We start from the raw sequence: 26,626 nt of genomic DNA, 5'->3' as shown, positions 1-26,626 counted from the left end.
GTGCAGGCGTTCATCGACCAGAGCGTTTGTTTCATCGAGAACCATCAGGCGTGGGCCGGGATCATGGTCGGGCTGCTGGCCTTCGGCGAGTCGCTCGTGCTGGTCGGCATCCTCTTGCCCGGCACCACGGTGCTCATAATCGTCGGCGGCCTGGTCGGGGCCGGCATCGTACAGCCTTTGCCCGTCCTTCTGGCCGCGATGATCGGGGCGGCGCTCGGCGATACCATCTCCTACTTTCTCGGCAGATGGCTGGGGCGCGGCGTCGTCCATAAATGGCCGCTGAACCGTTACGGCCGCGAGGTCGCCAGGGCGCGGCTGTTCTTCCATCGTTATGGCTTCGCAGCGGTTTTCGTCGGCCGTTTCTTCGGCCCCGTCCGCGCCACCGTGCCGCTGGTCGTCGGCATGATGGGCATGCACCGGCGCCGCTTCCAGGTCGCCAACATCCTGTCAGCGATCATCTGGGCGCCGGTCGTGCTGTCGCCGGGTTGGCTGGTGGCCAAGGGCGCCGGCAGCATCCCCGAGCTCGACGTGACCAGCCTGTTCGGGCTGGCGGCGATCGGTGTGGCAGCCCTGATCATCGTAACAGTGATCGCGCTCAAGCTCCGGAGCAGGCGAGCCGCCCGCGTCTAGCCGCGCTTCCTGAACACGCCGATCATCGGCCCCAGATTCCAGTAATCTTCGTTGCGGCCGATGGCAGGCGCGAACAGGCTCGATATCGTGCCGTCGAGAAACAGCGCATTGTCGCAGCCGAGCGCATCGCGGAACAGCCGGGCAAATGCATGGAAATTCACCGTGCCGTTCGAAATGGCAAAGACCGCGACGCCGTCCTTGCGCACCCCGACGCCGTCGCGGGTCTTGCGTGAGGTGCCATCGGACTGAAATTTCGGATGAAGCTGGCCGTCGACCACCAGCATCGGTCCCGATTGCGTGGCATAGTCGGTGGACGGCCGCTTCCTGACGAAGTCCCTGGTCGCGCGGACCGCTGCCATGCCGCCGCTGATGTAGAAGATGCCATTCGGCTGCAGCGAAAAATTGCCGCTTCCCGATCCCGTCTTCACGCCGGCCATTTCCTGGCCACGCTCGACATAGAGGCCGACCGGCCTGAGGTCCGGATGATACATGCCGGCGTTGACGGCGAACAGCATGGTGCGGCCGGCCGCGCGCTGGGCAGCATCGAGATTGTGCAGCGACTGAAATGGCTTGCCGGCCGGATCCTTCCAGAACAGTTCGATCGAATACAGTTTCGGATCGACCTCGCAGACGAGATAGCTGGTCGCCTCGAAAGCAAAGTCGCGGCATGGCGGCAGCGAACCGAACCATTGGCTGAATGCCATCGTGCCGGCGACGGCCTGCGGCACCCCGGCTTTGACCAGGCCCAGCAGCAGGGGCGCCGAGTTCAGAAGTGTCAGAAAGTCCATGTGCCCTGCGGATGCCAGCTTCAATCAGTTGTGGTGGTTATCACCACTTGCCGGCACCATGGAAGACCGGCACGAAAGGATCGGATCGAAGAGGTTCATGCTCGGACGCGGCGGAGCCGACCCGACTATTTGACGGCGCTGACCAGCTGTTCGTCGCCACCCAGAATCGAGACCCAGTGACCGGTGTTGTCGCTCGCCTGCCGCTTCAGGTAGCGATAGCTCGTCTGGTTCCAGAGGCGGACCTTGTCGGTCAGATTGTCGAGGATGAAGTCGCCCTTGTCGGTGCGCACCGTCAGCACGGCGTGACCCTCGCCATCAGGCTTGCGAACCACCGTCATCAAAAGATTGGCTATGGCAATGCCCAGGCTGTTGAGCTCACGCCGCTTTTCCAGCGCGTAATCCTCGCAGTCGCCAAGACCGTTTTCCGGATAGGCCCACCACTCGTCCTTGCCGTAATTATCCATGTCGCTCATCGGCTTGACGCGCGTGTTGACGGAGAGGTTCACAGCCGAGATATCGTGCAGCAGCTTGCTGGTCAGGCGTTCCGGCACGCTGTCGGGCGAGCGGATCGAACATTCGGCGACATGGATCCTGCAAAAATCATAGTGGCCGATCGGCTGGGAGGTCGAGCCGCCGACAACCATGGAGGCAGGCGCGGCAAAGGCCGACCCCACCACCGAACCGAAGACGGTCACGGCAACCGCCAGCCCCTTCGCCTTGCGGCGCCAACCCATCGAGGATGCCATCCGGCCCCACCCACCTGTTTTGTTAACAGAATGTTAAGGGCGGTTACATTCCGAAGTCAATCAACCCTAGCGATCACATCTCCTAGGGAGCGACTCATGCGCCCAACTGGTGCCGACAGGCAACACTGGGCCCGCTAAGCCAGCCATCCCATCGCAAGGCCGAGCAACAGGACGACGCCGAGCAGGCCGCGATAGATGACGAAAGGCCAGGCGGAGAAGCGTTCCAGCACCCGCATCAGGCCCCAAATGGCAAAAAAGGCGGAGATCGAGGCGACGACCAGTCCGGTGGCAAGAACCGACCAGCCATGGGCGTCAAGATGAACCTTGTGTAGTTCCCACAGTTCCTTGAGGCCGGCAAGCGCGATCGCAGGCAGCCCGAGCAGGAACGAGAAGCGCGCCGCCTCGGCCCGCTTGAAGCCGAGCCCCAGCGCCGCCGTCAGGGTCGAGCCCGAGCGCGAGACGCCGGGGATCAGCGCGCCGATCTGGGCGACGCCGACAAGCAGCGCATCGGCGAGCGACGCTTCTGCGATGGTGCGCTTGTGGCGGGCGAAAATCTCGGCCAGAGCCAGCAGGATCGCCATGGCGATGCACGACCAGCCGATCACGCTCAGGCTGCGCAGCGGCGAATTGCAGGCATTGAGAACGCCCGATAGCGCGACGCCTGCAATGACGATCGGGATCGTCGCCAGCACGATCCAGGACGCCAGCCGGAAATGCCGGTCGGAAAAATCGCGGCGCGCGAGCGCGTCTAGCGAGCCGAACAGGAGATCTCTGACATCGCCCCAGAAATAGCTGATCACGGCCGCAAGCGCGGCAAGCTGCATGGCGGCGGAGAAGGCGGAGCCCGGGTCTTGCCAGCCGAGTACCGCCGGCACGATGCGCATATGGGCGGTCGAGGAAATCGGCAGCAACTCGGTGATGCCTTGGACCAAGCCGAGAAAGGCGACCTTGGCATATCCCAGGCCGACAAAGCCCGTATCCACGCCCTGGGTGCAGATGTCAGCCATGTCGAGCCTTTCCGTCGGAGAATCTTGAAGAGCGATCCGCGCGAGCAATAGACGCGCGATGCGCGGAATCCAATTTACCGATTTGTAAGGCGTCTCCCCGGTTGACAAGTCGCGCATCGACATTATTATCTGCTAACCTTACATTGTAAGTTTGGTGATGGAGGAGCGCCATGCAGACCGCCCTGTCAGAATTGCAAGCGCCAGCCGAACCCCGCCCGCCAGCCATCGCGATCGAGAATGTCTCGCGCGACCTCAGCCGTATCATCGAGCGCGCCGAGGTGAACGCCTGGCTCGACCTCTATGCCGCAGCACCCGCCGATTTCGCCGCAAGGCAAGGCCTTTCAATAGCGGGAGAAGGCGACCTCGCATGGACCACCTGCACGACGATCCCGTTCGTCCATTTCAATTGCGTGAAGAATTTCGGCGTCGACAGCCCGGCCTCGGAAAGCCAGCTCGACGCACTGCTGGCGCACTACCGCGCCGCCGGCATTTCGCGGCCATGGTTCTATGTCAATCCACACACCGAACCATCTCGCCTCAGATGCTGGCTCGAGGCGCGCGGCCTGCAGCGCCAGGGCGGCTGGGAGCGGATTTATCGCGAGGCCGACCCGCTGTCGTCGGAGCTGCTTTTCACGATTGATGGGGTTTCGGTCGAACGCGTGACGAAGGCATCGGCAAGCGAATGGGCCGGCTTCATCGACAAAAGCTACCGGCTGCCCACCTCACCCTGGCTGCTGGCTCTGGTCGGCCGACAGGGCTGGCATCACTATATGGCCAAGCGGGACGGCGCCGTGGCGGCGGTGCGCTCGTTGTTCATCGGTACCGACGGCGCGGCCTGGAGCGGCATCGAAGCACCGGTGCCGGGCATCATGGCGCCGAGCTTCGATCTCGACGCGGTACTTGGCGAAGCTTTGGTGCGCGACGGGATTGCGGCCGGCGCCAAACTGTTTGTCGCCGACATCGAGGCGCCGCACGAGCAGCGCGACGGCCCGGCCTATCGCAACTATGCGCGTCTCGGCTTCAGGATTGCCTATTTCCGCAGCCACTACAGCTATCTGCCGGCCAGTTCCAACTGACCGCGCCTAACTGCGCAGCCATTGCTGGAAACAACTTCTGGCCACTATATGGGCCGGCGGAACGACCGGCTGATCGGCGCGTGCGTCATCGGGCGCGCGGCTGCGAACCCGTTCGAGCAGCATGCGCACCTGTTCCGGGCGCACACGGTCGCGCTCCATGACAAGCAGGACCATCGGATCGCTCAAAAGCTCGTCCAGGGTGCTGATGCTGTCGTTCATCCGTCGTCTCCTCGAATGCCGGCCCGCGCAGCATAGATAGGAGGACAATGATGGCCCGCCAATGACGTTTTGCCGGCTATCGCGTGATGATTTGGATTAATTTTCGGTCATGGTCGTGCGCTTTCCTTCTCCCTTGTGGGAGAAGGAAGACCTAGCCCGGCGGCGGAGCGCCCTCATGTTGCGGCAGGCCGTCATCGAGCACCACCCAAGGCTGTTTCGAGGCGGTGAAGATATGCATCTGCGGCCTGAAGACCGTGGGATCGTCAAGCGAGCCGGTGGTGATGCCGATGATGCCGACGGAGTCGCGGCGCGAAAACATCGTCGTGCCACAGCTCGGGCAAAAGCCGCGCTTGAGATCGGGCGACGTGTTCACGGTCGCCAGCGGCCCCTCGATGGTCACATCATCGATGCGAAACAGCATGCGCGCGTTGAAGGCGGCGCCGATCGCCTTCTGGCAAAGCCGGCAGTGGCAGATGCGTTCGTTGATGGGCGCCGCGTCGGCGCTGTAGCGCACCGCCCCGCACAGGCACCCGCCCTGATGTCTAGCCATATCACCGTGATCCATGATGAGAGTGTGCGGCCGAGGTAAATGGCAGGACTGATTGGGTCAATTGAAAAGCTTTGATACTGTTTCATCGATTACCGTGATGGGGGAGCCGTGACGCAAGACATCGAAACCATCGGCATCGCGGACCTGTTCGGGCCGCCCTCGCCCGGCCGCGACCGCGCCGACGCCCGCATCATGGCCGCCGCGTCGGGAATAGGCTTGATGGCGGTTCGGGATTTTCCCGGAGACGCTTGGCTGACGCCGGAAAGCCGGGCGCAATTGCTGCGCATCTTCGCCCTTCCCGACACCGAGAAGCAGAAATTGCTGCGCTGGAATTTCGACCGGACCAGGAAGAATGTCTATCGCGGCTGGTTTCCGCTGCAGCCCACGGCCGTTTCCTATAAGGAAGGCATCGACATGGGGCCGGATATCGCCGCGGCGGCGCGTGCTTTGCCATCAGACGATCCGCTGTGTGAGCCGACGCCTTTGCCGACCGAAGGCGCCCTGCCCGGCTGGCGCGCGGCAGCGGCGAACTACTACCGCGCGATGGAGACGATCGGCAACGCGCTGATGCGGTCGATCGCGCGCGGGCTTGGCCTGCCGGAAACGATCTTCGATCCGTATTTCGAGCATGGCATCTCGACGCTGCGCCTGATCCGCTATCCCCTGCGCGACGCCAATGCCGGCATCGATATCAGCGGGCCTGACTTCTCGGTTCTCCACAAGGGGGAGACGCGCACCATCATAGGCCGCGAGCATGCCGATTCCGGTTTCGTCACCTTGCTGGCGCAGGACGGCGTCGAGGGCTTGCAGGCCAAGAACCTCGCCGGCGAATGGATCGACGTGCCGCCCGCCGACGGCACGCTGGCGGTCAATTTCGGCCAGTTGCTGGAGCGCTGGACCGGCGGGCGTGTGCGGGCGACGCGGCATCGGGTGATCGCACCGAAGACGGCGCGGTTCTCGATCCCTTTTTTCTATGAACCGCGTGTCGACGCCGAGATCGCGCCGCTGTCCCTAAGCGGCGCCGAGCCTTTCGAGCCGTTTTTCTATGGCGACTATCTCTGGGAGGCGGCGACGAATTTCGTCGAGATGAGCGGCATCAAGCATCTCAGGCAGCCGCGCCGCGCCAACGCTTCCTGAGCCTGGACGCGACCGTCGGCGGAGCTGTCCTGTATCAAAGCGTCCTGGCAATCTCTTCGAGCTGGTCGGTGCACTGGCCCCAGCCCGCATCAAAACCCATCTGTTCATGCTGTTCGCGGCCGGCGACACTCCAGTGGCGGACGCGCGCGATGTAGCGGGTCCGGCCCTCGCCTTCGTCCTCAAAGGTCAGCACGACGGTCATGAACGGCTTTTCGGATGGCTCCCACGCCTGCGTGTAGGCATCGGTGAAGACGATCTTCTTGCCGGGAATGACTTCCAGGAAGACGCCCGGGTTGGGGAATTCATTGCCGTCGGGGTCGGCCATGATCACAAGGCTCGACCCGCCCGTGCGCGCATCCATTTCGGCACGCGGCGTCGTCCAAGGTTTCGGAGAGAACCATTGGGTCAAAAGCCTGGTGTCGGTCCAGCAGCGATAGACGTTCTCGCGCGGCGCATCGATGATGCGGGCGAGAACCAGTTCGCGGTCATTGGCGGGGGCGATGTCGAGCTTGGTGGTCAAGGTGGTCTCCTCGGTTTGATCTGGCTTCCGTCCCAAGGACGAGCCGACAGAACGCAACTCGACAAGACCAGTGAAAAAAATACCGGCAGGCTTTCAATAACGCGAGGACGAAGGAGGTGTCAGTGACGCTTGGCTTGCACCAGATAGGCGTCGATCTCGGTCTCGCCGAGCCACTTGGCCGCTTCCAGCCGGTGCAGGCCTTCGACAAGGATATGGCGCTTGCCGTCGTGGCGGACCTGGATCGGCATCTTCATGCCGTTCTCCAATATGTCCTCGGCCAGATGGCGGACGGTCTCAGGGTGCAACGTCTTCTTGCGCGCCGTCGGCACGTAGATCTCGTCGACCTTGACCTTTTGCACTCTCAGCATACTGGCTCCCCAGGCGGAACATACCGCCTCGCCTGAAATAGTCGCTTTGCCGGGTGCGGCCAAGGGCGGCTAAGCAATTGCTGGCCCGATCGTTTCCATTTGACGCTTGGCCGGCAGATGGCCGAAATGGCGGCCTTCGATCCTTTCCGGTGCTCATGACCCATCTGCCGACCGAATTCCCCGATTTCGGGCTGACGCCCGAGCAGCGCCGCCACGCGGTGCGTGGCCATTACTATGAGTGGCCAGGCATGGATGGCGAGCGTGGCGAAATCTGGTGCTACTCGGATCGCTTTTGCTATCGCGTCGGCGAGATGGTGACGCTGCGTGTCAGCTCGACAGCGCCGTCCTTCAGCATGGTAATCATCCGGGACGGTGGAACCGAGACGAAAGTGTTCGAGAAATCCGGCATTGCGGCGTGCTGGCAGGACACGCCCGACCAATGTTCCGCCGAGGGTTGCGGCTGGGAAGCGTCTTTTGAATTCCGTGTCGGGAGCGATTGGCTGTCCGGTGCATATCGGGTAACGCTGACTTCCGTTGGCCATGACGGTAGGCCGATCCATGGCTACCACCTCTTCATCGTCTCGCCCCAAACCGGCAAGAAGCCAGGCCGTGTGCTGCAGGTGGCGGCGACGGGCACCTGGCTTGCCTACAACACTTGGGGCGGCTCCAACCACTATCAGGGCATCACCGGGCCGGACCGCAACCAGTATTCGCCTGTTGTGTCGACGCAACGCCCCTGGTGCCGCGGCTTCGTCGTGCTGCCAAAAGATGCGCCACGCGTGCCGCTCGAGGTCGCCGTGCCGCCGAAGACGGTACCACGCTACCCCCACATGGAATGGGCGCTCGCCACCGGTCATTCGAAGAAATACGCCTCGTCCGGCTGGGCGAGCTATGACAGCCACTTCTTCCGCTTCGCCGAGCGGGCCGGCTATCATGTCGATCTCGCCAGCCAGCACGATCTGCATGTCTCGCCCGACATTCTCGACGGCTACGACTGCGCCGTCTTCGTCGGCCATGACGAGTACTGGACATGGGAAATGCGCGATGCGGTCGACAATTATGTTGAGCGCGGCGGGCATGCGGCGCGTTTCGCCGGCAATTTCATGTGGCAGACGCGGCTCGAGGACGAAGGCCGGCGGCAGGTCTGCTACAAATACCGCGCTCGCGCCGAGGACCCGGCCTATCGCGGCGGCGACGTCACCCGTGCCACCAATTCCTGGGAAGCGCCGGAAATCGGCCGGCCGGGTTCGGCGACCTTTGGCCTCAACGCGACGCGCGGCGTCTATGCCGGCTGGGGCGGCTGCGCGCCGCGTGGTGTACGCGGTTTTCCGGTCTACCGGCCGGAACACTGGGCCTTCGCCGGCACCGGCATCTACTATGGCGACCTGCTCGGCGCCGACAGCCATGTCTATGGCTATGAGGTCGACGGGCTCGACTTCGAGATCCGCGGCGGCCTGCCCTACCCAACAGCGACCAGCGGCGCGCCGGATGGGCTGCAGGTCCTCGCCGTCGGAATGGCATCCCAGGTCGAGGAAAGCGCTGATATCCCGATCGAGGACCAGTTCCTCACCGACGAGGATGGCCGCTTCACCGCCGAGACTTTGTTCGGCGAGGCGAGCGACGCCAATCTGGAAAAAGTCAAACGCGGCAATGGCATGATCGTCAATTTCCCGCGCGGCAAGGGCGAAGTCTTTCATGCCGGAAGCTGCGAATGGGTGGCCGGCCTGCTAAGGCAAGACCCGATGGTCGAACGCGTCACCCGCAATGTCCTCGATCGCTATCTCGGAAAGTCCTGACATGTCGAAAGTCCAGCCTGCCGCTCCAGAGGCCGAAGCCCGCCGCCAGTCGCACCTGTTCTATCTCTCCAGCCTGCGTCGGCCGCTGATCGACCGCGCCGAGGGCATCTATATGTGGACACAGGACGGCCGCCGCTTCATCGATGGCTCGAGCGGACCGATGGTCGCCAATATCGGCCACTCCAACCGCAATGTGCTGGATGCCATGAAGCGGCAGATGGATCGCGCCACCTTCGCCTATCGGCTGCATTTCGAAAACGAACCAGCGGAGGAACTGGCGCGGGAACTGGCCGGCAAACTGCCGGAAGGCATGGACCGCATCTTCTTCGTCTCGGGCGGCTCGGAGGCGACGGAATCCTGCATTAAATTGGCGCGGCAATGGGCCGTTGCCACCGGCCAGGCCAGCCGCTGGAAGGTGATCACGCGCTTCCCCTCCTATCATGGCGGTACGCTGGGTTCGCTCTCGGTCACCGGCGACGACGCCCTGGCAGAGACCTTTGAGCCGATGATGCGGGTGATGCCGACGGTGCCCGCGCCCACCGCCTGGCGCGACCGCGACAATCTTTCAATGGAGCAGCGCGGCGTCCGCTATGCCGACATGCTGGAGGACAAGATCGTGGCCGAAGGGCCGGAAAGTGTCGTTGCCTTCATCATGGAGCCGATCGGCGGCGCCGCGACCTCTGCGCTTGTCGCGCCGGACAGCTACTATGCGCGCATCCGCGAGATCTGCGACCGCTACGGCATCCTGCTGATCCATGACGAAGTGATGAGCGGTGCCGGCCGCACCGGCAAATTTCTCGGCGGCGATCACTGGAACTGCAAGCCCGACATCGTCGCGCTGTCGAAGGGGCTGGGCTCGGGCTATGCGCCGCTCGGTGCACTGGCGGCACCAATGCGGCTGGTCCAGCCGCTGCTGGCCTCCGGGGGCTTCCAGCATGGCCATACCTATGCCGGCAATCCGCTCGCCTGCGCCGCCGGCCTTGCCGTGCTCGGTGAAATGGATCGGCTCGACCTGATCGCCAATGCCGCCGCCATGGGCGACGTGCTGATGGACGGGCTGAAGGGGCTGGCGAAGCGCTTTCCCTTCATCGCCGACGTGCGCGGCAAAGGCCTGCTGACGGGCGCCGAAATGGTCGCCGATCCGGAGACACTGCGGCCGATCGACCAGAGCAAGAAGGCGACGCAGCGCCTGCTCGACCTCGCCTATGAGCGCGGGCTGATCATCTATGGCCGCCGGGTCAAGGGTGGCATCGACGGCGACAATTTCATGGTCGCGCCGCCGATGATCGTCACCAGCGAGCAGGTCGGCGAGATCGTCTCCATCATCGGCGACTCGCTGGAGGTTCTGGCATCGGAGCTCGACCTTCCGGTCGAAGGCCGGGGGTAAAAAATGGCGCCGCGAAAAGTCATCATCACCTGCGCCGTCACCGGCTCGGTGCATACGCCGTCCATGTCGCCCTACCTGCCGGTGACGCCGGACCAGATCGCGACCGATGCCATTGCAGCCGCTGAGGCCGGCGCGTCGATCCTGCATCTGCATGCCCGCGACCCCAAAGACGGCCGGCCGACGGCCGATCCGGAGGTGTTCATGCAGTTCCTGCCGCGCATCAAGCAGGCAACCGACGCGGTGATCAACATCACTACCGGCGGTTCTTCGCTGATGACGCTGGACCAGCGATTGGCAGCGCCGCTGCGCGCCGAGCCCGAAATGTGCTCGCTCAACATGGGCTCGATGAATTTCGCGCTGTTCCCGATGCTCGACAAGCCACGCGAATGGCAGCACGAATGGGAGCCGAAGCTGCTGGAAGCCACGCGCGACACCATCTTCAAGAACACCTTCGCCGATATGGAAGGTGTGGTTGAGAGGCTGGGCAAGGGCTGCGGCACGCGCTTTGAATTCGAATGCTACGATGTCGGCCATCTCTACTCGCTGGCGCATTTCCGCGACCGCGGGCTGGTGTCGGGGCCACTGTTCATCCAGTTCGTGCTGGGTATTCTGGGCGGCATCGGCGCCGATCCGGACAATCTTATCCACATGAAGCGCATCGCCGACAAATTGTTCGGCGACAGCTACCAGTTCTCGGTGCTGGCTGCCGGCCGCCAGCAGATGCCGCTGATCTCGATCGGCGCGGCGATGGGCGGCAATGTCCGTGTCGGCCTAGAAGACAGTCTCTACGACGGCCGCCAGTTGGCGAAATCCAACGCCGACCAGGTGCGCCGCATCCGGGGCATTCTCGACGGCCTGTCGCTGGAGGCTGCCACACCTGCCGAGGCACGTGACATGCTGGCGCTGAAAGGTGGCGACCGGGTGGCGTTTTGAGGCAAGACCGTGACCAAACCCAGTGACGTCCTGATCCGCCCCGGTCGCATCGATGACGCTGAAACGATCCACGCCGCGCTTCTCAAACTCGGCGCCCATATCGGCGCACATCAGGAGATCACCTCAACATCAGATGATCTCCGCCGCTACGGGTTTGGCGAAAAGCCCGCCTTTTCGACGCTGATCGCCGAGGTCGACGGCGAGTTCGCTGGCCTTTGCCTGCATTTTCCGATCTTTTCGACCTGGATGGGGCGGCCCGGCGTCTATGTGCAGGACCTCTATGTCGAGGACCGGTTCCGTGGCCGCAAGATCGGCGAGCGGCTGTTGCGGCGAGTCGCTGCGGAATGCCGCAAAGAAGGTGGCATCTATCTCAGGCTGTCGGTCGACACCGACAATGAAGGCGCCAAGGCCTTCTATGAAAGGCTGGGTATCGCCTGGTCGAGTTACGAACAGACGCAGAAAATCGTCGGCGAAGCCTTTTTTGCCTTCGCCGACGCGCCGGTCAATGGGGAGCAGGAATGAAGGCCTTTTACGCCGAAGAGCAGAAGCGCCACGATCCGAAGGCCTTTCTTTCCAGCGGTGCCGCGCAGCCCAATCCGGAAAAGCCCGAGCGGATCGAAAGATTGTTAGCCGGCGCAAAATCTGCCGGCTGCACGATCGAGCGGCCACGCAATCACGGGCTTGGCCCGGTCTCGGCGGTGCACACGCCCGAATATCTCGACTTCCTCGAACATATTTTCGAGCGCTGGCAGCGCATCGAGGGCGCCTCGGCGGAAGTGATCCCCAACATCCACCCGATCGCGCGCAACGGCTCCTATCCAGCCTCGGCCGTCGGCCAGGCTGGCTATCATATGGCCGATACCGCTTGCCCCATCTCGGGCGAAACCTGGCAAAGCGCGCTGTGGAGTGCCTGGAGTGCGGTCGAGGCGGCGGAAACGGTGATGGCTGGCGCGCCGGCAGCCTATGCGCTGTGCCGTCCACCCGGCCACCATGCCTTTGCCGACGTCGCCGGCGGCTTCTGCTTCATCAACAATTCGGCGGTCGCTGCGCAGGTGCTGCGCAAGCAGGCGGCGCGCGTGGCCATTCTCGACGTCGACCTGCACCACGGCAACGGCACGCAAGGCATCTTCTATGCCCGTCCTGACGTACTCACCGTTTCGCTGCATGCCGACCCGGTGCGCTTCTATCCGTTCTTCTGGGGTCACGCCGACGAGCGCGGCGAAGGCCCCGGCCTCGGCTATAATTTCAACCTCCCGCTGCCGCGCAAATCGGCCGACGCGGCGTTTCTGGAGGCGCTCGAAGTGGCGTTCCAGCGTATCGGCGCCTTTTCGCCGGACGCGCTGGTGGTCGCGCTCGGCCTCGACGCCTTCGAGGGCGATCCGTTCGGCGGGCTTTCGGTGACGACGCCCGGCTTCTCACGTATTGGCGAGGCGATTGCCAAACTCGGCCTGCCGAGCGTCATCGTCCAGGAGGGCGGCTATCTCTGCGACGCACTCGGCGACAATCTCACCGCCTTCCTCACCGGCTTCGACGGCAGGATGCGGTGACGGTTTCTCCTGGCGTCAGGAGCGCTGCTGCCTGAGCATCGCGATGACCCGGTGCACGCTCTCCAGCGTCTCTTCGATTTCGGCCCCAGTGTTGTAATGCGCGATGCCGATGCGCACGACCCCCTGCTCGGCCGGAATGCCGAGCTGGTGGACGATTTCCCAGGCGTAGTTGTGGCCGGACCACAGGAAGATGTTTTCGGCGTTCATCTGCCGCACGATCGTCTCCGGCACGATGCCCTCGACCGTGAAGGAGACCGTCGGCACGCGATCGGCGAGCCGCTTGCGATCGGTGATGCCATGGATGGTCAGGCCCGGAATGTCGGACAGGCCATCGATCAGCCTCTCCGCCAACGGGTTTTCATAGGCGATCGAAACCTCGAAGGCCCTGGCGATCTTCTGCCTGCGCGAACCACTCACACCCGCTGCCGCACCCAACCCGGCAAAGTAGTCGACGGCCGCCGTGAGGCCGGCCATCAGCTCGATCTGCGGCGTGCCAAGCTCGAACCGCTCCGGCAGGCCATTGGACGAACAGCGGCATTTGTAGGGTTTCAGGTCATTGATGATTTCGCGCCGTCCCCACAAAACGCCCATATGTGGACCGAAGAACTTGTAGGCCGAGCAGATCAGGAAATCGCAGCCGAGCTCTTGCACGTCGATCAGGCCATGCGGTGCGAACTGCACGGCATCGACATAGACCAGGGCGCCGGCCCGTTTAGCGATGGCAGTCAGGGACCTGACCCGGTTGATCGAACCCGTCAGGTTCGAGGCATAATTCAACGCGACCAGCCGTGTCTTGTCGGACAGCAGCCCGGCCAGCGCCTCCCCTTCGACCTGCCAGCTCTTTTCATCGAATGGCAGCCAGCGCACCACGAGGCCAAGATCCTCGGCCAGTTGCAGCCAGGGCGACACATTGCCCTCATGGTCCATGCGGGTGAGGATGATCTCGTCACCTGGCTTCAGCGTGCGGCCGAGCGTGCGTGACATGTGATAGGTCAGCGTCGTCATGTTGGCGCCGATGATGATTTCCTCGGGGCTCGCCGCACCAAGGAAATCGGCCATCGCCTGATGCGCCTCGTCGACGACGGATTGAGCCGCGATCGTCGTTTCGAAATAGCCGCCGAGATTGGCGTTGGTCGTGAGCAGGCAGCGCGACACCGCATCGACGACGGCCTGCGGCACCTGCGTGCCTGCGGGATTGTCGAGATAAATGCGACGGCGGCCCTTGTCGGTCAGGGAAAGCGCTGGAAATTGTCCGCGCACGGCCTCGATCGAAAAATCCGCCATTCTCTCCACCCCTTTGTTATTTTATGATAATTCTATCCCCGCCGGTCAGGGACAGGGATTGCCTACCCGCTGATGGATCGCGTCCACCGCCTTCTGCATCTCCTCGGTCCAGACGATGTCCACCGAAGACAACGCCATTTCGAGCTGCGGAATGGTCGTCGCGCCGATGATATTGGAGGTGACGAAGGGCCGGCTCGACACATAGGCATTGGCAAACAACGCCGGCTCCATGCTGAAGGAGCGCGCCAGTTCATTGTATTCGAGCAGCGCTTCGGCTGCATTCGGCGTCTCGTAACGCTGGCCGCGATTGAACAATTGCGAGCGCGAGCCCTGCGGTCGGGCGCCATGGTCGTATTTGCCGGTCAAATAGCCCTGCGCCAGCGGCGAATAAGGCAGCAACGACACCTGTTCGCGCTCGCAGGCCTCGGCAAGGTTCACCTCGAAGGTGCGGTTGACGAGATTGTAGGCGTTCTGGATCGACGCCACGCGCGGGCCAACGCCTTTGTCGGACTCGGCAAGAAACCGCATGAGGCCCCAGGAGCTTTCGTTCGACAGGCCGAAATGGCGGATCTTTCCCGCCTTCACCAGCTCATCGAAGACGCCGAGCGTCTCGGCGATCGGCGTTTCGTCGGCCGGTGCGCCGTCGGCATCGGCCCGCCGCGCCACGGCGCCGATGCGCGTCGGGTTGGCACCCCAGGGGATATCCCGTTCCGGCCAATGGATCTGGTAGAGGTCGAGATAGTCCGTGCCGAGCTTGGCCAGGGATTTGTCGATGGCGTCAAAAATATCGGCGCGCACCAATTGCGACGGCCTGTCGCCGCGAAACCAGGTGTTGGCGGTGCGGCCGACGACCTTGGAGGCAAGGATCACCTTGTCGCGGTTGCCCTTGGTCTTCATCCAGCTGCCGATGATCTTTTCCGTCCGCCCCTGCGTCTCCGCCTTTGGCGGGATCGGGTAGAGCTCGGCTGTGTCGATGAAATTGACGCCGCGCGAAAAAGCCAGATCCAGCTGCGCGTGGCCTTCGGCCTCGGTGTTCTGCTGGCCCCAGGTCATCGAACCAAGGCAGATCTGGGTAACAAGAAGATCGGTCCGACCAAGACGGCGTTTGTGCATGGAATTCTGCTCCGGAGGGAAAGTCTGCGCGGGAGGGAGGCTGCATGTATAGGCAAAGCCATGCCGCTCTCCAAGCCTCGCCAGGCCGACTTTTGCGTGAACCAGCGATGTTGAGCTAGCGGTGGGCGCCGGCCACGGCGCGGCGCTTGGCCTCGTCGATCAGCATGTTGGCCACCTGCATGCGGATCATGGCGCGCTGGCGCAGATGCGGGGCGACGCGATCGGGATGGTTGGTGAAGGCAAAGCTGCGGCGCATGCGGCCGAAATCGGCGGCGCTCTTGGGCTGGTTCAGTCCCAGTTCGGCCGCGATCGATTCCGGATCGATCGGCGGCAGCTTTTCCTCGGGCTTCGGGTCCTCGGCAGCCAGCGCCAGCTTGGCATGTTCGAGTAAGGCCGCGAATTCGCTCGCCAGGTCGGCACCGGCCTCGCGATATTCGGCGGCGGATACCTTGATGCGGCCGGAATGGAGCTCATCGGCGACCGAGAGATAATCGAACGGAATCGACGGACGCGCGCCGGCCTCGTCGCCCCCGCTACCGTCACCCTTGTCGGAGGCAACGAAGAGGTCGTCGAGCAGCGAAGCGAAATCACGCTTGGCGCTGGTAGCGATGTCAGCCTCCCTTGCCTGACTGTCAGGTTTCCGGACCATAGAACCGGCTCGTTAAAAATACATACCACCGATCTTAATGAATTTAGCCATTCGAGGATCGTGGCCGGTCCCTCAAAACAAAAGCCGGACTGCACTTTCATGCAGTCCGGAAATTCGCCAGGAGTGGCGAGGAAAAACTGGCCACGGGCCAGCGTCGAAGCCTACGGTTCGTGCGGCGCGGAAGTTTCAGCGGGCCGCAAAAAAATTCTAGGAAACTTATCCGGACATGGCAGGCATGCAAATGCTGCACTGCACAATTGTCACGATTCGCCTATATTGGCTGGCGTGGAGGACCAACCAGGAGCCTGATTCATGGGTTTCTTCACGGAAATGTTTGCCCGGCCGCGCCCGCAGGAACATCTGCGATATCGCGCGGCGCTCGCATTGCTTCATTCGATGAGCAATGCCGACCGTGCCGATATCGGCATCAAGCCCGCCGATTTTCCGCGCGTCGCCCGCGAAATGTCCATTCGCTAGATGCGTCTCGCGAGATGTCCCGGACGGATCCGGGACATCTCGGAATGCTTGCGCCTTAACGCGATCCCAGGAATGTCGCCTTGCCGAGTGGCACGCCATTGTGGCGAAGAATGTCGTAAGCGGTGGTGAGGTGGAAATAGAAATTGGGCATGGCCACATGCAGCAGATACTGCATGCCAGCCAAAGTCGTTTCGCGTCCGCCGAGTTTCAGTTCGATCACCTTGTTGTCGGAGCCGTCGATCTCGGCGGGCGAGAACGTCGCCAGAAGCGCGAGCGTCTTGGCGATCCGCGCCTCGAGTTCGGCAAAGCTTGCTTCATTGTCCTCGTATTTTGGCACCTCTCGGCCGGCCAGCCGCGACGGCGCGCCCTTGGCGTGGTCGGTGGCGATCTGCACCTGCCGGGTCAAAGCGAACATGTCGGGTGCGAGCCGCGCCGTCAAAAACACCTGCGGGTCGATCTTGCGGTCAAGCGCGTTCTGTTCGGCAGCAGCCAGCACATTGGAAAGTGCTTTCAGCCTGGTTGAAAACACGGGCACGGATGCCTCATACATCGATATCGTCACGTCAGATCTCCTGTCCGGTCGGAACGCCGGCGCAGCGAGGTAGCGCCTGCGCAAACGATTCTTCAAGCGCCGTCGGCTCCGCGTCACCACGCCGCCGCAATCGCCATGGTAGAATTTGCGTTATCGAGCGGAGATTCCCGATGAGATGCGTCCTTCTCGCAGCGACTGCCCTTCTCTCCCTTGCCACATCCGGCCAAGCGGCGCTGGCCGCCGATGACGCGCCCGAAGCACCCTATGTCGACGACCGATCGAGCGCCGAGGCGGTCATTCGCTCGCTCTACAGCGCCATCAACCGGCACGAATTCGCCCGCGCCTGGGGTTACTTCGGCGACACAAAGCCGGCTAAGGATTTCGACAGTTTCGTCAAGGGTTATGACGGCACCGACAAGGTCGAGGTCGCGACCGGTGCCATTTCGGACGACGGTGCCGCCGGCAGCATCTTCTACAATGTCCCGGTCGCCATCCGTGCCACCGACAAGAGCGGCGGCGAAAAGGTCTTTGCCGGCTGCTACACGCTGCGACAGGTCAATGCCCAGATCCAGGCGGCGCCGCCCTTCGATCCGATCCATATCGAAAAAGGCGCGCTGAAACCCTCCACCGCCGATTTCGAAGAGGCGCTGCCGCCAAGCTGCGGAGACGGCCCGCCGCCGCCGAAGAAGGATACGGCACTCGAGCAGGCCAAGAAAGCCTTCCTGGCGACCTATGGCGACCAGTGCGACAAGCAGTTCCTGGCTAATGAGCCGGAGGTGTTTTCGATCAAGTACAAGGACAAGGATGCGCAGCCCGGCGATCCCGACAAGGAAACACGGCTGTTCCATTTCTCCTGTTCGGCCGCGGCCTACAATGAAAGTTCGGTCTACTACATGACCGACGAATTGTCGGCCGTGAAGCAATTGCAGTTCGCCGAACCCAAGATGGACATCCGCTATGAGAACAACAACAGCGACGGCAAATTGCTGGGCATGAGCATCGTCGGCTTCGAGACGACCGGTTGGGCGGTCAATTCCGACTATGACGCGGAAACCCATACGATCACCACCTTCGACAAGTGGCGTGGCGTCGGCGATGCCTCCGATTCGGGAACCTATCTGTTCCGGAACGGCGATTTCTCCCTGGTCCAGTATGACGTCGATGCGTCCTATGACGGCGAGGAGAACCCTCAGACGGTCGTCGACTACAACACCGCGCCCTGAGGGACGTCGGGGCAGCGCCGATCAAGGCGCCTTCGACAGCATCCAGTTCAGCGTGCCACGCCAGTCGACCATGCGGATTGGCGTGCCGTGCGTGCCGGTCTCGAAGCGGACGAAGCGGGTCGGATAGGGATAGGCCTTCGACCTGGCGATGATGGAGCGGAAGAAGGCTTCCTGGTTCGCTACGGGAAATACCACGTCATGGCTGCCCTGGCCGAAGAAGACGGGGACATGGCGCCTGAAGGCGGGACTTGCGAGGAAACTCTCGTCCCATAGCGATCCGAGCAGCAGCAGCCCGTTGATGCGCCGGCCGGTATCGTTGCGCGCGGCAAGCTTCCAGCACAGCGCGCCGCCCATCGAGCCGCAGGCGACGAAGATTTTCGCGCCTGGGGACTGTTCGGCATAATGATCGATCAATGCCGCGACCTGTGCGGCCCCCTTGTCACCGAAATCCGGGAAATCCGGCGAGAGATAAAGCCCGCCATTGCCGGCCATCAGGTTCTTGAGCCGGTTGAAATTGCCGCCGAAAGTGAAATCGTCGACGCCCTGCTTGCGACTGCCGCCCTGCCCGTGCAGGTAGAGCACGATGAGGGCAGCTCCTTGCGTCTTGCCGACGGCGACGTGCCTGACATCGCCGGCGTCCGTCTTCAGCATCAGATCCTGCTGCACCTGGCGCACGCTGGTGTCGGTGTATTGCGGATGCACGCGCTTTTCGGGCACTTCGTCGCGCTTGTTGATATCGCGCATCTCGCGGTAGTCGATGACGGTGTAAGCGCCGCCGTCGCCCGTCGACAAGGTCGCCGGATAGGCGAAGAGATCGTCCTTGAAGGGTTTCAGTTCGAGGGCATCGGCCTGGCCGGCAAGGCCAAGAACAAATAAAGCAGCCAGAAAGGCATGGAGTGGGGAAAGAAAACGAAAGGCCATACCGCAGGCTTGCGTAATTCGGCCCGGGTTTGTCAATCCTGCAGCACGCCGCCTGCACCTTCGAGCGCCTCGCGGGTGTCGACATCGACAGACGCGCCCTCGCCGATCTCGACATCGATGACATCGAGCCCCTCGGCCTCGACCAGATGGCGTGCGCCGGTATCGCCTTCGAGATGGGCGATGGCCGGGAACAGCGCGCGCGGCAGGAGCACCGGGTTGCCGCGCTTGCCCTGATGCGAGGCGCGGACCACGGAATTGCCTCCGGCCTTGCGGAAGGCATCGATCAGCCGGTCGAGATCGCCTGATACGACGCCAGGCATATCTCCCAGAACGATCATCACGCCGGCGGTGTCCTCGGGCAGATAGGCAATGCCGGCCTTCAGCGAGGTCGACAGGCCATCGGCGAAATCGGGATTGTCGGCGAAGGTCACATCCAGCCCCGCCAGCGCCGCACGCACGCGCTCGCGCTGATGGCCGGTGACGACGATCGTGCCCGAAGCCTTCGAGCCGAGCGCGCGCTCCGCGGTGCGGCGCACCAGCGGCTTGCCGTCGAACAGCGCCATGAGCTTGTTCGGGCCGCCCATGCGGCTTGACCGACCAGCCGCCAGAAGCACTATGGCGACCTTGAGCCGGCTCTTGGCCGGCAGCGGTTCGCGCGGCTGCGGCCGCGTCGGGATTTCCATCAGCAGCCCGCCGACCCCCATGCCGGCGATATCCTTCGCGGTGACGTCGAGGCCGGCAACCAGGCGGTCGAGCACCCAGTCGAAGCCGTTTTCCTTGGGACTGCGGGCGCAGCCGGGCGCGCCGATGACTCGCTTGCCGCCGAGTGTACCGAGCACCAGCAGATTGCCGGGATCGACCGGCATGCCGGCGCGGACAACGGTTCCGCCGGCCCTCTCGATCGCCGCGGGAACGACATCGGCGAAATCGCTCATCGCCGAGGCGCCGAAGATCACCACCAGGTCATTGTCGCGCGCCAGCGAGGCGGCGGCCTCCGCCACGGGCGCGATCTCGTGCGGCGTGCGGCGCTCCGCCGTCAACCTGCCGCCCGAACGCGCCAGCCGCGCTTCGGTGACGCGCAGCGTCTTGTCGAGCACGCTGGGCTTGATGCCCGGCAGGACCGTCTGGATGACGCCGACGCGCACCGGCTGATAGGCGTTGACGGCAAAGATCTCGCCGCCGGCGCAGATCTTCATCACGGTGTCGACCAAGGTCGAAGCAACCGCGAAGGGGATGATCTTCACCGTCGCCACCATCTGGCCTTTTTCGACCGGAGCATGCTGCGCCAGCGTGGCAATGGTGATGGCGGGATCGACGGCGTTGATGGCGTCGATCATTGCCGCGCTGACCGTGAAGATGCCGGATGCCTTGGCGTGGAGATTGACCCGGCCAGTGGCCGCCGGCCTCACCTCGATGCCGCTGAACCTCATGCTCTCGGCAATTCTTTGCGCCGCGGCGTCCTCGCCGAGATCATCCGAGGCCAGCACCGCCGCAACGACCTGCGAGACGCCAGCCCGCTTGAGTACGGAAACATCTTCGGCGCTCAGCCTGTGCGCCTTGCGAAAGCGCTTTTCACCAGCGGTGGTGGCATGCGCCAGCACCGCGCCTTCTGCCTCTTCAATCGCAATCGGACCGAATTTCACGCTACCGCGCCTTTGGCATCGAGGCCGCGCGAGCGGAATGCGTGGATGGTCTGCGCGAGAACGGCTACCGCGATCTCGGCGGGGCTCGCGGCACCAATATCGAGCCCGATCGGCGCATGGATACGGGCGATCTGGTCGGCAGTTGCGCCCAGCGCCAGCAGGCGCTCGACGCGCTTGGCGTGCGTCTTGCGGCTGCCAAGCGCACCGACATAGAAGCAATTGGCGTCTAGCGCGGCCTTCAGCGCGAAATCGTCGATCTTCGGGTCATGGGTGACGGCGGCAAGTGCGGTATAGCTGTCGAGCGGCTGGCGTTTCAGTACATCTTCCGGCCACTCGGCATGCAGAGCGACATCGGGAAAGCGGTCCGGCGTGGCAAAAGCGGTGCGCGGATCGATGATCTCGACGGGATAGCCGGCGATTTTCGCCATCGGCGCCAGCGCCTGGCTGATATGAACGGCGCCGATCACCACGAGGCGCGGCTGCGGCAGATGCGCGTTGAGAAAGAAGGTCCGCCCTTCGGCCTCGACCGAACCGGAATTGCCCGATCGAAAGGCCTTGGCGATCGCGGCTCCGAGATCCCCGGCGACCTGATCGCCCTCACGTACGATGCGGTCGCGGCCATCACCGAGATCGGTGACGAGGATCGCCGCACGGCGGGCGCGGCGCTCGGCATTCAAGGCTTTCAGCGCGTATGGATCCATCTGAGATCAGCCCAACCGCTCGACATACACCTTGATGCGGCCGCCGCAGGACAGGCCGACCTGCCAGGCGGTTTCGTCGGCGACGCCGAATTCGAGCATCCTGGCCTTGCCGGAGCCGATGACGTCGATCGCCTCGGTCACCACCGCGCCCTCGACGCAGCCGCCCGAGACCGAGCCGTGAAAATTGCCTTCGGCGTCGATGACCAGATGGCTGCCGACAGGCCTCGGCGCCGAACCCCAGGTCTCGACCACGGTGGCAATGGCGACATCCTTGCCATCCTTCATCCAACCTTCCGCGATGATCAGCGGATCGCGGGCCTCATCGAGATAATGACTGTCGTTCATCGTTGCTTCTCTCAGGGTCTGTTTTTCCAGGGGGCCGGGAAACATATGGCTATGCGGCGTGCCTCGCGCCAGCTTCCATCCATCGCCGCGGATGGACGGACTGTGCCGACTTCTTGTCCAGCGACGCGCAGAGGTCGGCGAGCGCATCGAGATTGTGTACCGAGCGGAATTCATCGACATGCGGCAGCATCGCCTTGACGCCGCGAGCACGTGCCTGAAAACCGTCGAAGCGCAGCAACGGGTTCAACCAGATCAGCCGCCGGCAGGATTTATGCAGCCGCTCCATCTCCTGCGAAAGGCCGGCGACATCGTCGCGCTCCAGCCCGTCGGTGATCAGAAGCACGACCGCGCCCTGTCCCAGCACGCGCCGCGACCATATCAGGTTGAACTCGGCCAGTGTGTCGCCAATGCGTGTGCCGCCGGACCAGTCCTTGACCGCCGCCGAACAATCGGCAAGGGCGGCATCGGGATCGCGGTGGCGCATCTGCCGGGTCAGATTGGTCAGCCGCGTGCCGAAGACGAAGGTGTGGACGCGGCGGCGTTTTTCCGTCAGCGCGTGCAGGAAATGCAGGAAGATGCGCGTGTACTGGCTCATCGAGCCGGAAATGTCGGCCAGCACCACCAGCGGCGGGTGGACTTCACGGGCCGAGCGGAATTTCGGCAGGATCAATTCGCCGCCGGTGCGCGCGGCCGAGCGCATCATGGCGCGCGGGTCGATGCGGCGGCCACGCGCATCCGCCTTGAAGCGCCGGGTCCGCACCATGTCGAAAGGCAGCCGCAGCTCGGCGATCGCCTTCTTCGCGTCCGCCATTTCGGTAGCGTTCATCTGGGCAAAGTCCTTGTCCCGCAACACCTCGTTGCCGGAAAAGGTGAAGCGGGCATCGACCTCGATCTCAGGGACCTCCTGCGGTGGCTGGTTTTTCTGATGGCCTTCGAACATTGCCTGGCTGACGCGGTTCTCGGCCGCGCGCGGCTTCTGCTTCTCCCTGACGTCGGGCGCCACGGGCGAAAACATCGCCAGCAGTTTCTCGATCAGTTCGCGCGATTTCCAGAACAGGCGGAAGGCCTCGTCGAAGACCGGGTGATCCTCGTGCCTGGACACCAGCACGGCATGCAGCGTCCAGTAGAAATCGTCGCGCGAGCCGATGCCGGCGGCCAGCACCGCCTCGATGGCGTCCTTGACCGAGGCCGGCCCGACCCGCATGCCAGCCTTGCGCAAGGTGCGGGCGAAATAGACGATGTTGTCGGCGATGCGTCCGCCCGCCGTCGCCTCTTTGGGGTCGGAACGCGGCGCCTTCATCGCGTTACTCCGCCGCCGCGAGTTCGGCCTTGACCTCGTCGAGGATGCGCCGGCCCTCGCCCGTGCCGATGCGGGCAATGTCGTCCTGGTATTTCAACAGCACTCCGATCGTGTCGGACACGGTTTCCGGGTCGAGCGCCACCTTGTCGAGTTCGGTCAGCGCGCCGGCCCAGTCTATGGTCTCGGCGACTCCCGGCACCTTGAACAATTCGATCTGGCGCAGCTTCTGGATGAAGGAGACCACCTCCGCCGAAAGCCGCTGGTTGGCCCGCGGCACCTTGCGGCGCACGATCTCCAATTCGCGCTCGGCATTGGGATAATCGACCCAGTGATACAGGCAGCGCCGCTTCAGCGCGTCGTGGATCTCGCGGGTGCGGTTGGTGGTGATGATGACGATCGGCGGTTCTTCCGCCTTGATGGTGCCGAGTTCGGGCACCGTCACCTGGTAGTCGGAGAGGATTTCGAGCAGGAACGCTTCGAAGGCTTCGTCGGTGCGGTCAAGTTCGTCGATCAGGAAGACCGGGGCCGCTCCCGTCTTGCCAGTCAACGCATCGAGCACCGGTCGGCGGATCAGGTATTTTTCCGAGAAGACGTTGCGCTCCATGGCGGAGCGGTCGACCTTGCCGGCCGCCTCCTCCATGCGGATCTCGATCATCTGCGCGGCGTAATTCCACTCGTAGACAGCAGACGAAACGTCAAGCCCTTCATAGCACTGCAGGCGGATCAGCCGGCGGCCAAGCGCCTGCGCCAACACCTTGGCGATCTCGGTCTTGCCGACGCCGGCCTCGCCCTCGAGGAACAATGGCCGGTTCATGCGCAACGACAGGAAAAGCACAGTCGCCAGCGATCGATCCGCCACATAGTCCGCGCCGGTCAGGAGATCGAGCGTCTCGTCGATCGTCCGCGGTACGGGGCGCGGTTTCAGTTCGGTCATTCTTTCTCCGTGAACGCCGTCGCTCCGCTGTCCAGGACATGGTAGCCGCGGGCGTGATAGATCAGCGGCCGCAAATTATCGCCCATGCGAAGGCCTGTCACCTTGCCAAAAAGCACACGATGCGTGGCCAGGTCCTTGGTGTCGATCAGTTCGCAGTCGAAAACGGCCAGCGCCCCCTTCAGCGTCGGTGCGCCGGTGGAGATCACGTCCCATTCGCCGAGCGCGAAACGCTCCTCGACCGGCAGGCCGGTGATGCCGGAAAAGCCGACCGACAGCGGTTCCTGATGCGAAGCCAGCGTGTTCAGGGCAAACCGGCCGTTTTTCACGAACAGCTCATTGTTGGCGTTTTCGCGGTTGAGACAGACCAGGATGGTCGGCGGCGTGTCCGACACCGAGCAGGCAGCGATTACCGTCGTGCCGCGCTTGCCGGCGGGCCCGTCGGTGGTGACCACGTGAACGTGGCCGGCAAAATGGCTCATCGCGTCGCGATAGGCCTGCGGTCCAATGTCATTCTTCTTCAGCACCGGAAATTGTCCATAGCCAGACCCCTACCGCTATATATGGCCAGACATGACATGCCACAAGCGAAGTGCTTGGCCCATATCCCGAATTCGCGTGTTGCACCAAGGCCGGGCAGCCTTTAGGTCTTGGCGAGAATTGGCGCTCGCGCTGTTATCGCGGGCTTGGGAGGAACTCTTCGGCAGGATGCGACCCGGGGCAACGATATCCGCCGCGCTGGCCTGGCTGTTCTTGGCCGGCGCCGCCAGCGCCCAGACGCTGACGATCGGCGTTGCTGCTCCGTTGTCGGGACCGTCGGCCATCCTCGGCAAGCAGATCGGGGTCGGTGCCGGGCTCGCGGCGCAAGCAAACGGCGTCGAACTCAAGACCGAGGACGATGCCTGCACCGCCGATGGCGGTGCAGCCGCGGCCAGGGCTCTTGCCGCGGCCAGGGTCAGTGTCGTCATCGGCTTCCTATGCACCGAAGCCATCGAGGCGGCGATGCCGATCCTCAAGGACGCCAATATCCCGGTCATCACCGTCGGCGTGCGCACCGAAAGCCTTACCGATCGCCGCGCCAAAACCGGCTGGCCGGTCTATCGCCTGGGGCCTCGCGGCGACGATGAGCGCAACGCCGTTGCCTCCACCCTCACCCGTCTGTGGCAGAACGAACTGTTCGCCATTATCGACGACGGCACCATCTATGGCCGCGAGATGGCCGAAACATTTCGCGCGGCGGCCGAGCAAGCGGCGCTGAAGCCGGTGTTCGTCGACACGTTCCGGCCGCAACTCGATAACCAGATAGGAATGATCGGTCGACTGAAGAAGGCCGGCGCCACGCATGTCTTTGCCGGCGGCGACGGCGACGACGTCGCCATTATGGGTCGCGATGCCGCACAGCTACAGGCCGGCATGGTCTTTGCCGGCGGCGAAAATCTGCGCACGCCGCCCGGAGACTTGGCCTATGCGACGGGCACGCTGATGATCGCGCCGCCCGAATGGGCCGATGTCGCCGACGCAAAGGTACTGGAAAGCTTCTCCGCGCAAAAGATCGTGCCGGAAGGCTACACGCTGCCGGCCTATGCGGCGGTGGAGATCGCCAAGGCCGCATCGACCTTGTTCCAAGGCAAGCCGCTGACCGAGGTGCTGAGCGGGCATGATTTCACCACGGCGATCGGCCCCGTCCGCTTCGACGCCAAGGGCGACCTCAGCCAGAGCCCCTACCGCGTCTTCCGCTTCGACGGCGCGCGCTTCGTGCCTTTGGAAAGCAATTGATGTTCCGCACCGGTCCTCGCAATCTGATCACCGACGTTGCCGGCCTGCGCGTCGGCAATGCATCCGACGCCCGGCTGAAATCCGGCGTGACGACGATCCTTTGCGACGAACCGGCGGTGGCCGGTGTCCAGATCCTGGGCGGTGCGCCAGGCACGCGCGAGACGGACCTGCTCGAACCGCACAATTCGATAGAGGCGATCCACGCCGTGGTGCTGTCGGGCGGTTCGGCTTTCGGCCTCGATGCCGCGTCCGGCGTGCAGGCGGCGTTGCGCGAGCGCGGCATCGGCTTCGAGGTGGGCGGATTTCGCGTGCCGATCGTGCCGGCGGCGATCCTGTTCGACCTGCGCAATGGTGGGGACAAGGAATGGGGCCGTTACCCCCCATATCGCGATCTCGGCTATGAGGCAGCACAATCCGCCGCCACCGATTTCCAGCTCGGCACGGTCGGTGCCGGCACAGGTGCGCTGACCGCCGGGCTGAAGGGCGGCCTGGGCTCCGCTTCGACGCTGCTGGACAGTGGCGTTACAATCGGTGCGCTGGCCGCCGTCAATCCGACCGGATCGGTGACCGTCGGGCGCACCCGCCATTTCTGGGCGGCGCCCTTCGAAATCGGCGACGAATTCGGCGGGCTCGGCTATCCCTCGCCCATGCCGGGCGATGCGAAGGAGATTTTGCTGAAATACCGCGACAAGCATGTAGGCACGCGGATGGAGACCGTCGGCAACACCACCATCGCGGTCATCGCGACGGATGCGGTTCTCACCAAGGCCGCAGCGAAACGCCTGGCAATGTCGGCGCATGACGGCTTCGTGCGCGCCATCTGGCCGACGCACACGCCCGCCGATGGTGACCTGGTGTTCGCACTGGCGACGGGAACGAGCGGCATCCGGCTCGAGGCCGATGCGGCAATCGACCTCTATGCCGCGGCCGGGGCCACCATGGCGCGCGCCATCAGCCGTGGCGTGTTTGCCGCGACGCCAGCCGACAACGATCTGTTTCCCGTCTGGTCGTCGCGTTTGGGCTGAAT

General features: G+C 63.6%; 30 protein-coding genes. 12 read left to right on the top strand and 18 right to left on the bottom strand.

Going from position 1 to position 26,626, the window contains the following annotated elements; genetic code table 11:
• The gene (locus CK228_RS13345; protein WP_095788137.1) at positions 1-630 is read left to right on the top strand and encodes a DedA family protein; all 630 of its coding nucleotides are present in this window, start codon (positions 1-3) and stop codon (positions 628-630) included.
• Here the strand turns inward: CK228_RS13345 and CK228_RS13340 are convergent.
• The 3 genes from CK228_RS13340 to CK228_RS13330 all read right to left on the bottom strand — a co-directional run bounded on the left by CK228_RS13340 (position 627) and on the right by CK228_RS13330 (position 3,171).
• Positions 627-1,418 carry a phosphodiester glycosidase family protein gene (locus tag CK228_RS13340; protein ID WP_095788136.1) on the bottom strand — a complete coding sequence of 264 codons (792 nt, stop codon included), beginning with the start codon at positions 1,416-1,418 and terminating at the stop codon, positions 627-629. The two genes, CK228_RS13345 and CK228_RS13340, sit on opposite strands and share 4 nt — an antisense overlap.
• A 125-nt stretch (positions 1,419-1,543) precedes the next feature.
• Positions 1,544-2,164: a transglutaminase-like cysteine peptidase gene (locus tag CK228_RS13335; RefSeq protein ID WP_095788135.1), complete on the bottom strand. Its 621-nt coding sequence runs from the start codon at positions 2,162-2,164 to the stop codon at positions 1,544-1,546.
• 134 nt (positions 2,165-2,298) lie between these two features.
• On the bottom strand, positions 2,299-3,171 hold the full coding sequence (locus tag CK228_RS13330; RefSeq protein ID WP_095788134.1) for an undecaprenyl-diphosphate phosphatase: 873 nt from the start codon (positions 3,169-3,171) through the stop codon (positions 2,299-2,301).
• A 170-nt stretch (positions 3,172-3,341) separates the two neighbouring features.
• Between CK228_RS13330 and CK228_RS13325 the strand changes: the two genes are divergently transcribed.
• Complete coding sequence (locus CK228_RS13325) at positions 3,342-4,247, top strand: hypothetical protein (RefSeq protein WP_095788133.1); 906 nt, start codon at positions 3,342-3,344, stop codon at positions 4,245-4,247.
• A gap of 6 nt (positions 4,248-4,253) precedes the next feature.
• Here CK228_RS13325 and CK228_RS13320 read toward each other — a convergent pair whose 3' ends face one another.
• Together CK228_RS13320 and CK228_RS13315 are read right to left on the bottom strand one after the other, a co-directional pair.
• Positions 4,254-4,466 (bottom strand): hypothetical protein, encoded by a 213-nt coding sequence (locus tag CK228_RS13320; RefSeq protein ID WP_095770326.1) that lies wholly within the window; start codon positions 4,464-4,466, stop codon positions 4,254-4,256.
• A 151-nt stretch (positions 4,467-4,617) separates the two neighbouring features.
• The gene (locus CK228_RS13315; protein WP_095788265.1) at positions 4,618-5,016 is read right to left on the bottom strand and encodes a GFA family protein; all 399 of its coding nucleotides are present in this window, start codon (positions 5,014-5,016) and stop codon (positions 4,618-4,620) included.
• Between the two features lie 108 nt (positions 5,017-5,124).
• On the opposite strand from CK228_RS13315, the gene CK228_RS13310 reads away from it, so the two are divergent.
• Positions 5,125-6,153 (top strand): 2OG-Fe(II) oxygenase family protein, encoded by a 1,029-nt coding sequence (locus tag CK228_RS13310; protein WP_095788132.1) that lies wholly within the window; start codon positions 5,125-5,127, stop codon positions 6,151-6,153.
• A gap of 34 nt (positions 6,154-6,187) precedes the next feature.
• Here the strand turns inward: CK228_RS13310 and CK228_RS13305 are convergent, their stop codons facing one another.
• Together CK228_RS13305 and CK228_RS13300 are read right to left on the bottom strand one after the other, a co-directional pair.
• Entirely contained in the window at positions 6,188-6,673 is a 486-nt protein-coding gene (locus CK228_RS13305; RefSeq protein WP_095770328.1) for an SRPBCC family protein, read from the bottom strand.
• Positions 6,674-6,792: 119 nt separating this feature from the next.
• Positions 6,793-7,041 (bottom strand): ParB N-terminal domain-containing protein, encoded by a 249-nt coding sequence (locus CK228_RS13300; protein ID WP_095770329.1) that lies wholly within the window; start codon positions 7,039-7,041, stop codon positions 6,793-6,795.
• Between the two features lie 155 nt (positions 7,042-7,196).
• Between CK228_RS13300 and CK228_RS13295 the strand changes: the two genes are divergently transcribed.
• The 5 genes from CK228_RS13295 to CK228_RS13275 are packed head-to-tail and all read left to right on the top strand — an operon-like array spanning position 7,197 to position 12,704.
• Complete coding sequence (locus CK228_RS13295; RefSeq protein ID WP_095788131.1) at positions 7,197-8,837, top strand: N,N-dimethylformamidase beta subunit family domain-containing protein; 1,641 nt, start codon at positions 7,197-7,199, stop codon at positions 8,835-8,837.
• A 1-nt stretch (position 8,838) separates the two neighbouring features.
• Entirely contained in the window at positions 8,839-10,224 is a 1,386-nt protein-coding gene (locus tag CK228_RS13290; RefSeq protein ID WP_095788130.1) for an aspartate aminotransferase family protein, read from the top strand.
• 3 nt (positions 10,225-10,227) lie between these two features.
• Complete coding sequence (locus CK228_RS13285) at positions 10,228-11,157, top strand: 3-keto-5-aminohexanoate cleavage protein (RefSeq protein ID WP_095788129.1); 930 nt, start codon at positions 10,228-10,230, stop codon at positions 11,155-11,157.
• Positions 11,158-11,166: 9 nt separating this feature from the next.
• Positions 11,167-11,679 (top strand): GNAT family N-acetyltransferase, encoded by a 513-nt coding sequence (locus tag CK228_RS13280; protein ID WP_095788128.1) that lies wholly within the window; start codon positions 11,167-11,169, stop codon positions 11,677-11,679.
• A complete protein-coding gene (locus CK228_RS13275; protein WP_095770334.1) occupies positions 11,676-12,704 on the top strand; it encodes a histone deacetylase family protein in 1,029 nt (342 codons plus the stop codon). Before CK228_RS13280 ends, CK228_RS13275 begins: the two co-directional genes overlap by 4 nt.
• Positions 12,705-12,719: 15 nt before the next feature.
• Here CK228_RS13275 and CK228_RS13270 read toward each other — a convergent pair whose 3' ends face one another.
• From CK228_RS13270 to CK228_RS13260, 3 genes are all read right to left on the bottom strand, one after another.
• Positions 12,720-13,988: a cysteine desulfurase-like protein gene (locus tag CK228_RS13270; protein WP_095770335.1), complete on the bottom strand. Its 1,269-nt coding sequence runs from the start codon at positions 13,986-13,988 to the stop codon at positions 12,720-12,722.
• Between the two features lie 45 nt (positions 13,989-14,033).
• Complete coding sequence (locus tag CK228_RS13265; protein ID WP_095788127.1) at positions 14,034-15,101, bottom strand: aldo/keto reductase; 1,068 nt, start codon at positions 15,099-15,101, stop codon at positions 14,034-14,036.
• Between the two features lie 115 nt (positions 15,102-15,216).
• Positions 15,217-15,750, bottom strand: a complete 534-nt coding sequence (locus CK228_RS13260; RefSeq protein ID WP_245438020.1) for a hypothetical protein — start codon at positions 15,748-15,750, stop codon at positions 15,217-15,219.
• 312 nt (positions 15,751-16,062) lie between these two features.
• Between CK228_RS13260 and CK228_RS13255 the strand changes: the two genes are divergently transcribed.
• Positions 16,063-16,227, top strand: coding sequence for a hypothetical protein (locus CK228_RS13255; protein WP_080511763.1), 165 nt, complete (start codon positions 16,063-16,065; stop codon positions 16,225-16,227).
• Positions 16,228-16,282: 55 nt separating this feature from the next.
• On the opposite strand, the gene CK228_RS13250 is transcribed toward CK228_RS13255, so the two are convergent.
• Positions 16,283-16,789 (bottom strand): DUF1993 family protein, encoded by a 507-nt coding sequence (locus tag CK228_RS13250; protein WP_095770875.1) that lies wholly within the window; start codon positions 16,787-16,789, stop codon positions 16,283-16,285.
• Positions 16,790-16,929: 140 nt separating this feature from the next.
• On the opposite strand from CK228_RS13250, the gene CK228_RS13245 reads away from it, so the two are divergent.
• A complete protein-coding gene (locus tag CK228_RS13245; protein ID WP_095788126.1) occupies positions 16,930-17,982 on the top strand; it encodes a DUF1176 domain-containing protein in 1,053 nt (350 codons plus the stop codon).
• A gap of 21 nt (positions 17,983-18,003) precedes the next feature.
• Here the strand turns inward: CK228_RS13245 and CK228_RS13240 are convergent, their stop codons facing one another.
• From CK228_RS13240 to CK228_RS13210, 7 genes are read right to left on the bottom strand one after another with little or no spacing between them, the layout of a single operon-like run.
• Entirely contained in the window at positions 18,004-18,903 is a 900-nt protein-coding gene (locus CK228_RS13240) for a phospholipase (RefSeq protein WP_095770338.1), read from the bottom strand.
• A 32-nt stretch (positions 18,904-18,935) separates the two neighbouring features.
• On the bottom strand, positions 18,936-20,546 hold the full coding sequence (locus tag CK228_RS13235; RefSeq protein WP_095770339.1) for a molybdopterin-binding/glycosyltransferase family 2 protein: 1,611 nt from the start codon (positions 20,544-20,546) through the stop codon (positions 18,936-18,938).
• The gene (locus CK228_RS13230) at positions 20,543-21,247 is read right to left on the bottom strand and encodes an XdhC family protein (RefSeq protein ID WP_095788125.1); all 705 of its coding nucleotides are present in this window, start codon (positions 21,245-21,247) and stop codon (positions 20,543-20,545) included. The genes CK228_RS13235 and CK228_RS13230 overlap by 4 nt, the downstream gene beginning before the upstream one ends.
• Before the next feature lie 6 nt (positions 21,248-21,253).
• Entirely contained in the window at positions 21,254-21,592 is a 339-nt protein-coding gene (locus CK228_RS13225) for an XdhC family protein (RefSeq protein ID WP_095770876.1), read from the bottom strand.
• A gap of 49 nt (positions 21,593-21,641) precedes the next feature.
• Positions 21,642-22,892 carry a VWA domain-containing protein gene (locus tag CK228_RS13220; protein WP_095788124.1) on the bottom strand — a complete coding sequence of 417 codons (1,251 nt, stop codon included), beginning with the start codon at positions 22,890-22,892 and terminating at the stop codon, positions 21,642-21,644.
• A gap of 4 nt (positions 22,893-22,896) precedes the next feature.
• Positions 22,897-23,826, bottom strand: coding sequence for a MoxR family ATPase (locus CK228_RS13215; RefSeq protein ID WP_095770342.1), 930 nt, complete (start codon positions 23,824-23,826; stop codon positions 22,897-22,899).
• A complete protein-coding gene (locus CK228_RS13210; protein WP_095788123.1) occupies positions 23,823-24,350 on the bottom strand; it encodes a flavin reductase in 528 nt (175 codons plus the stop codon). Before CK228_RS13210 ends, CK228_RS13215 begins: the two co-directional genes overlap by 4 nt.
• A 181-nt stretch (positions 24,351-24,531) precedes the next feature.
• Between CK228_RS13210 and CK228_RS13205 the strand changes: the two genes are divergently transcribed.
• Both CK228_RS13205 and CK228_RS13200 read left to right on the top strand, forming a co-directional pair.
• Complete coding sequence (locus CK228_RS13205; protein WP_095788122.1) at positions 24,532-25,599, top strand: ABC transporter substrate-binding protein; 1,068 nt, start codon at positions 24,532-24,534, stop codon at positions 25,597-25,599.
• On the top strand, positions 25,599-26,624 hold the full coding sequence (locus CK228_RS13200; RefSeq protein WP_095788121.1) for a P1 family peptidase: 1,026 nt from the start codon (positions 25,599-25,601) through the stop codon (positions 26,622-26,624). The genes CK228_RS13205 and CK228_RS13200 overlap by 1 nt, the downstream gene beginning before the upstream one ends.
• Positions 26,625-26,626: the final 2 nt, after the last annotated feature.

This window comes from Mesorhizobium sp. WSM4312, assembly GCF_002294875.1.
GTDB lineage: Bacteria > Pseudomonadota > Alphaproteobacteria > Rhizobiales > Rhizobiaceae > Mesorhizobium.
This window is presented reverse-complemented; position numbering and strand designations above follow the sequence as displayed.

What these genes read in the sequence shown, in the direction of transcription:
- CK228_RS13340 (WP_095788136.1), bottom strand. Translation starts at nt 1,418, where the DNA reads ATGGACTTTCTGACACTTCTGAACTCGGCGCCCCTGCTGCTGGGCCTG.
- CK228_RS13335 (WP_095788135.1), bottom strand. Translation starts at nt 2,164, where the DNA reads ATGGCATCCTCGATGGGTTGGCGCCGCAAGGCGAAGGGGCTGGCGGTT.
- CK228_RS13330 (WP_095788134.1), bottom strand. Translation starts at nt 3,171, where the DNA reads ATGGCTGACATCTGCACCCAGGGCGTGGATACGGGCTTTGTCGGCCTG.
- CK228_RS13325 (WP_095788133.1), top strand. Translation starts at nt 3,342, where the DNA reads ATGCAGACCGCCCTGTCAGAATTGCAAGCGCCAGCCGAACCCCGCCCG.
- CK228_RS13320 (WP_095770326.1), bottom strand. Translation starts at nt 4,466, where the DNA reads ATGAACGACAGCATCAGCACCCTGGACGAGCTTTTGAGCGATCCGATG.
- CK228_RS13315 (WP_095788265.1), bottom strand. Translation starts at nt 5,016, where the DNA reads ATGGCTAGACATCAGGGCGGGTGCCTGTGCGGGGCGGTGCGCTACAGC.
- CK228_RS13300 (WP_095770329.1), bottom strand. Translation starts at nt 7,041, where the DNA reads ATGCTGAGAGTGCAAAAGGTCAAGGTCGACGAGATCTACGTGCCGACG.
- CK228_RS13295 (WP_095788131.1), top strand. Translation starts at nt 7,197, where the DNA reads ATGACCCATCTGCCGACCGAATTCCCCGATTTCGGGCTGACGCCCGAG.
- CK228_RS13290 (WP_095788130.1), top strand. Translation starts at nt 8,839, where the DNA reads ATGTCGAAAGTCCAGCCTGCCGCTCCAGAGGCCGAAGCCCGCCGCCAG.
- CK228_RS13285 (WP_095788129.1), top strand. Translation starts at nt 10,228, where the DNA reads ATGGCGCCGCGAAAAGTCATCATCACCTGCGCCGTCACCGGCTCGGTG.
- CK228_RS13275 (WP_095770334.1), top strand. Translation starts at nt 11,676, where the DNA reads ATGAAGGCCTTTTACGCCGAAGAGCAGAAGCGCCACGATCCGAAGGCC.
- CK228_RS13270 (WP_095770335.1), bottom strand. Translation starts at nt 13,988, where the DNA reads ATGGCGGATTTTTCGATCGAGGCCGTGCGCGGACAATTTCCAGCGCTT.
- CK228_RS13265 (WP_095788127.1), bottom strand. Translation starts at nt 15,101, where the DNA reads ATGCACAAACGCCGTCTTGGTCGGACCGATCTTCTTGTTACCCAGATC.
- CK228_RS13260 (WP_245438020.1), bottom strand. Translation starts at nt 15,750, where the DNA reads ATGGTCCGGAAACCTGACAGTCAGGCAAGGGAGGCTGACATCGCTACC.
- CK228_RS13255 (WP_080511763.1), top strand. Translation starts at nt 16,063, where the DNA reads ATGGGTTTCTTCACGGAAATGTTTGCCCGGCCGCGCCCGCAGGAACAT.
- CK228_RS13245 (WP_095788126.1), top strand. Translation starts at nt 16,930, where the DNA reads ATGAGATGCGTCCTTCTCGCAGCGACTGCCCTTCTCTCCCTTGCCACA.
- CK228_RS13240 (WP_095770338.1), bottom strand. Translation starts at nt 18,903, where the DNA reads ATGGCCTTTCGTTTTCTTTCCCCACTCCATGCCTTTCTGGCTGCTTTA.
- CK228_RS13230 (WP_095788125.1), bottom strand. Translation starts at nt 21,247, where the DNA reads ATGGATCCATACGCGCTGAAAGCCTTGAATGCCGAGCGCCGCGCCCGC.
- CK228_RS13225 (WP_095770876.1), bottom strand. Translation starts at nt 21,592, where the DNA reads ATGAACGACAGTCATTATCTCGATGAGGCCCGCGATCCGCTGATCATC.
- CK228_RS13220 (WP_095788124.1), bottom strand. Translation starts at nt 22,892, where the DNA reads ATGAAGGCGCCGCGTTCCGACCCCAAAGAGGCGACGGCGGGCGGACGC.
- CK228_RS13215 (WP_095770342.1), bottom strand. Translation starts at nt 23,826, where the DNA reads ATGACCGAACTGAAACCGCGCCCCGTACCGCGGACGATCGACGAGACG.
- CK228_RS13205 (WP_095788122.1), top strand. Translation starts at nt 24,532, where the DNA reads ATGCGACCCGGGGCAACGATATCCGCCGCGCTGGCCTGGCTGTTCTTG.
- CK228_RS13200 (WP_095788121.1), top strand. Translation starts at nt 25,599, where the DNA reads ATGTTCCGCACCGGTCCTCGCAATCTGATCACCGACGTTGCCGGCCTG.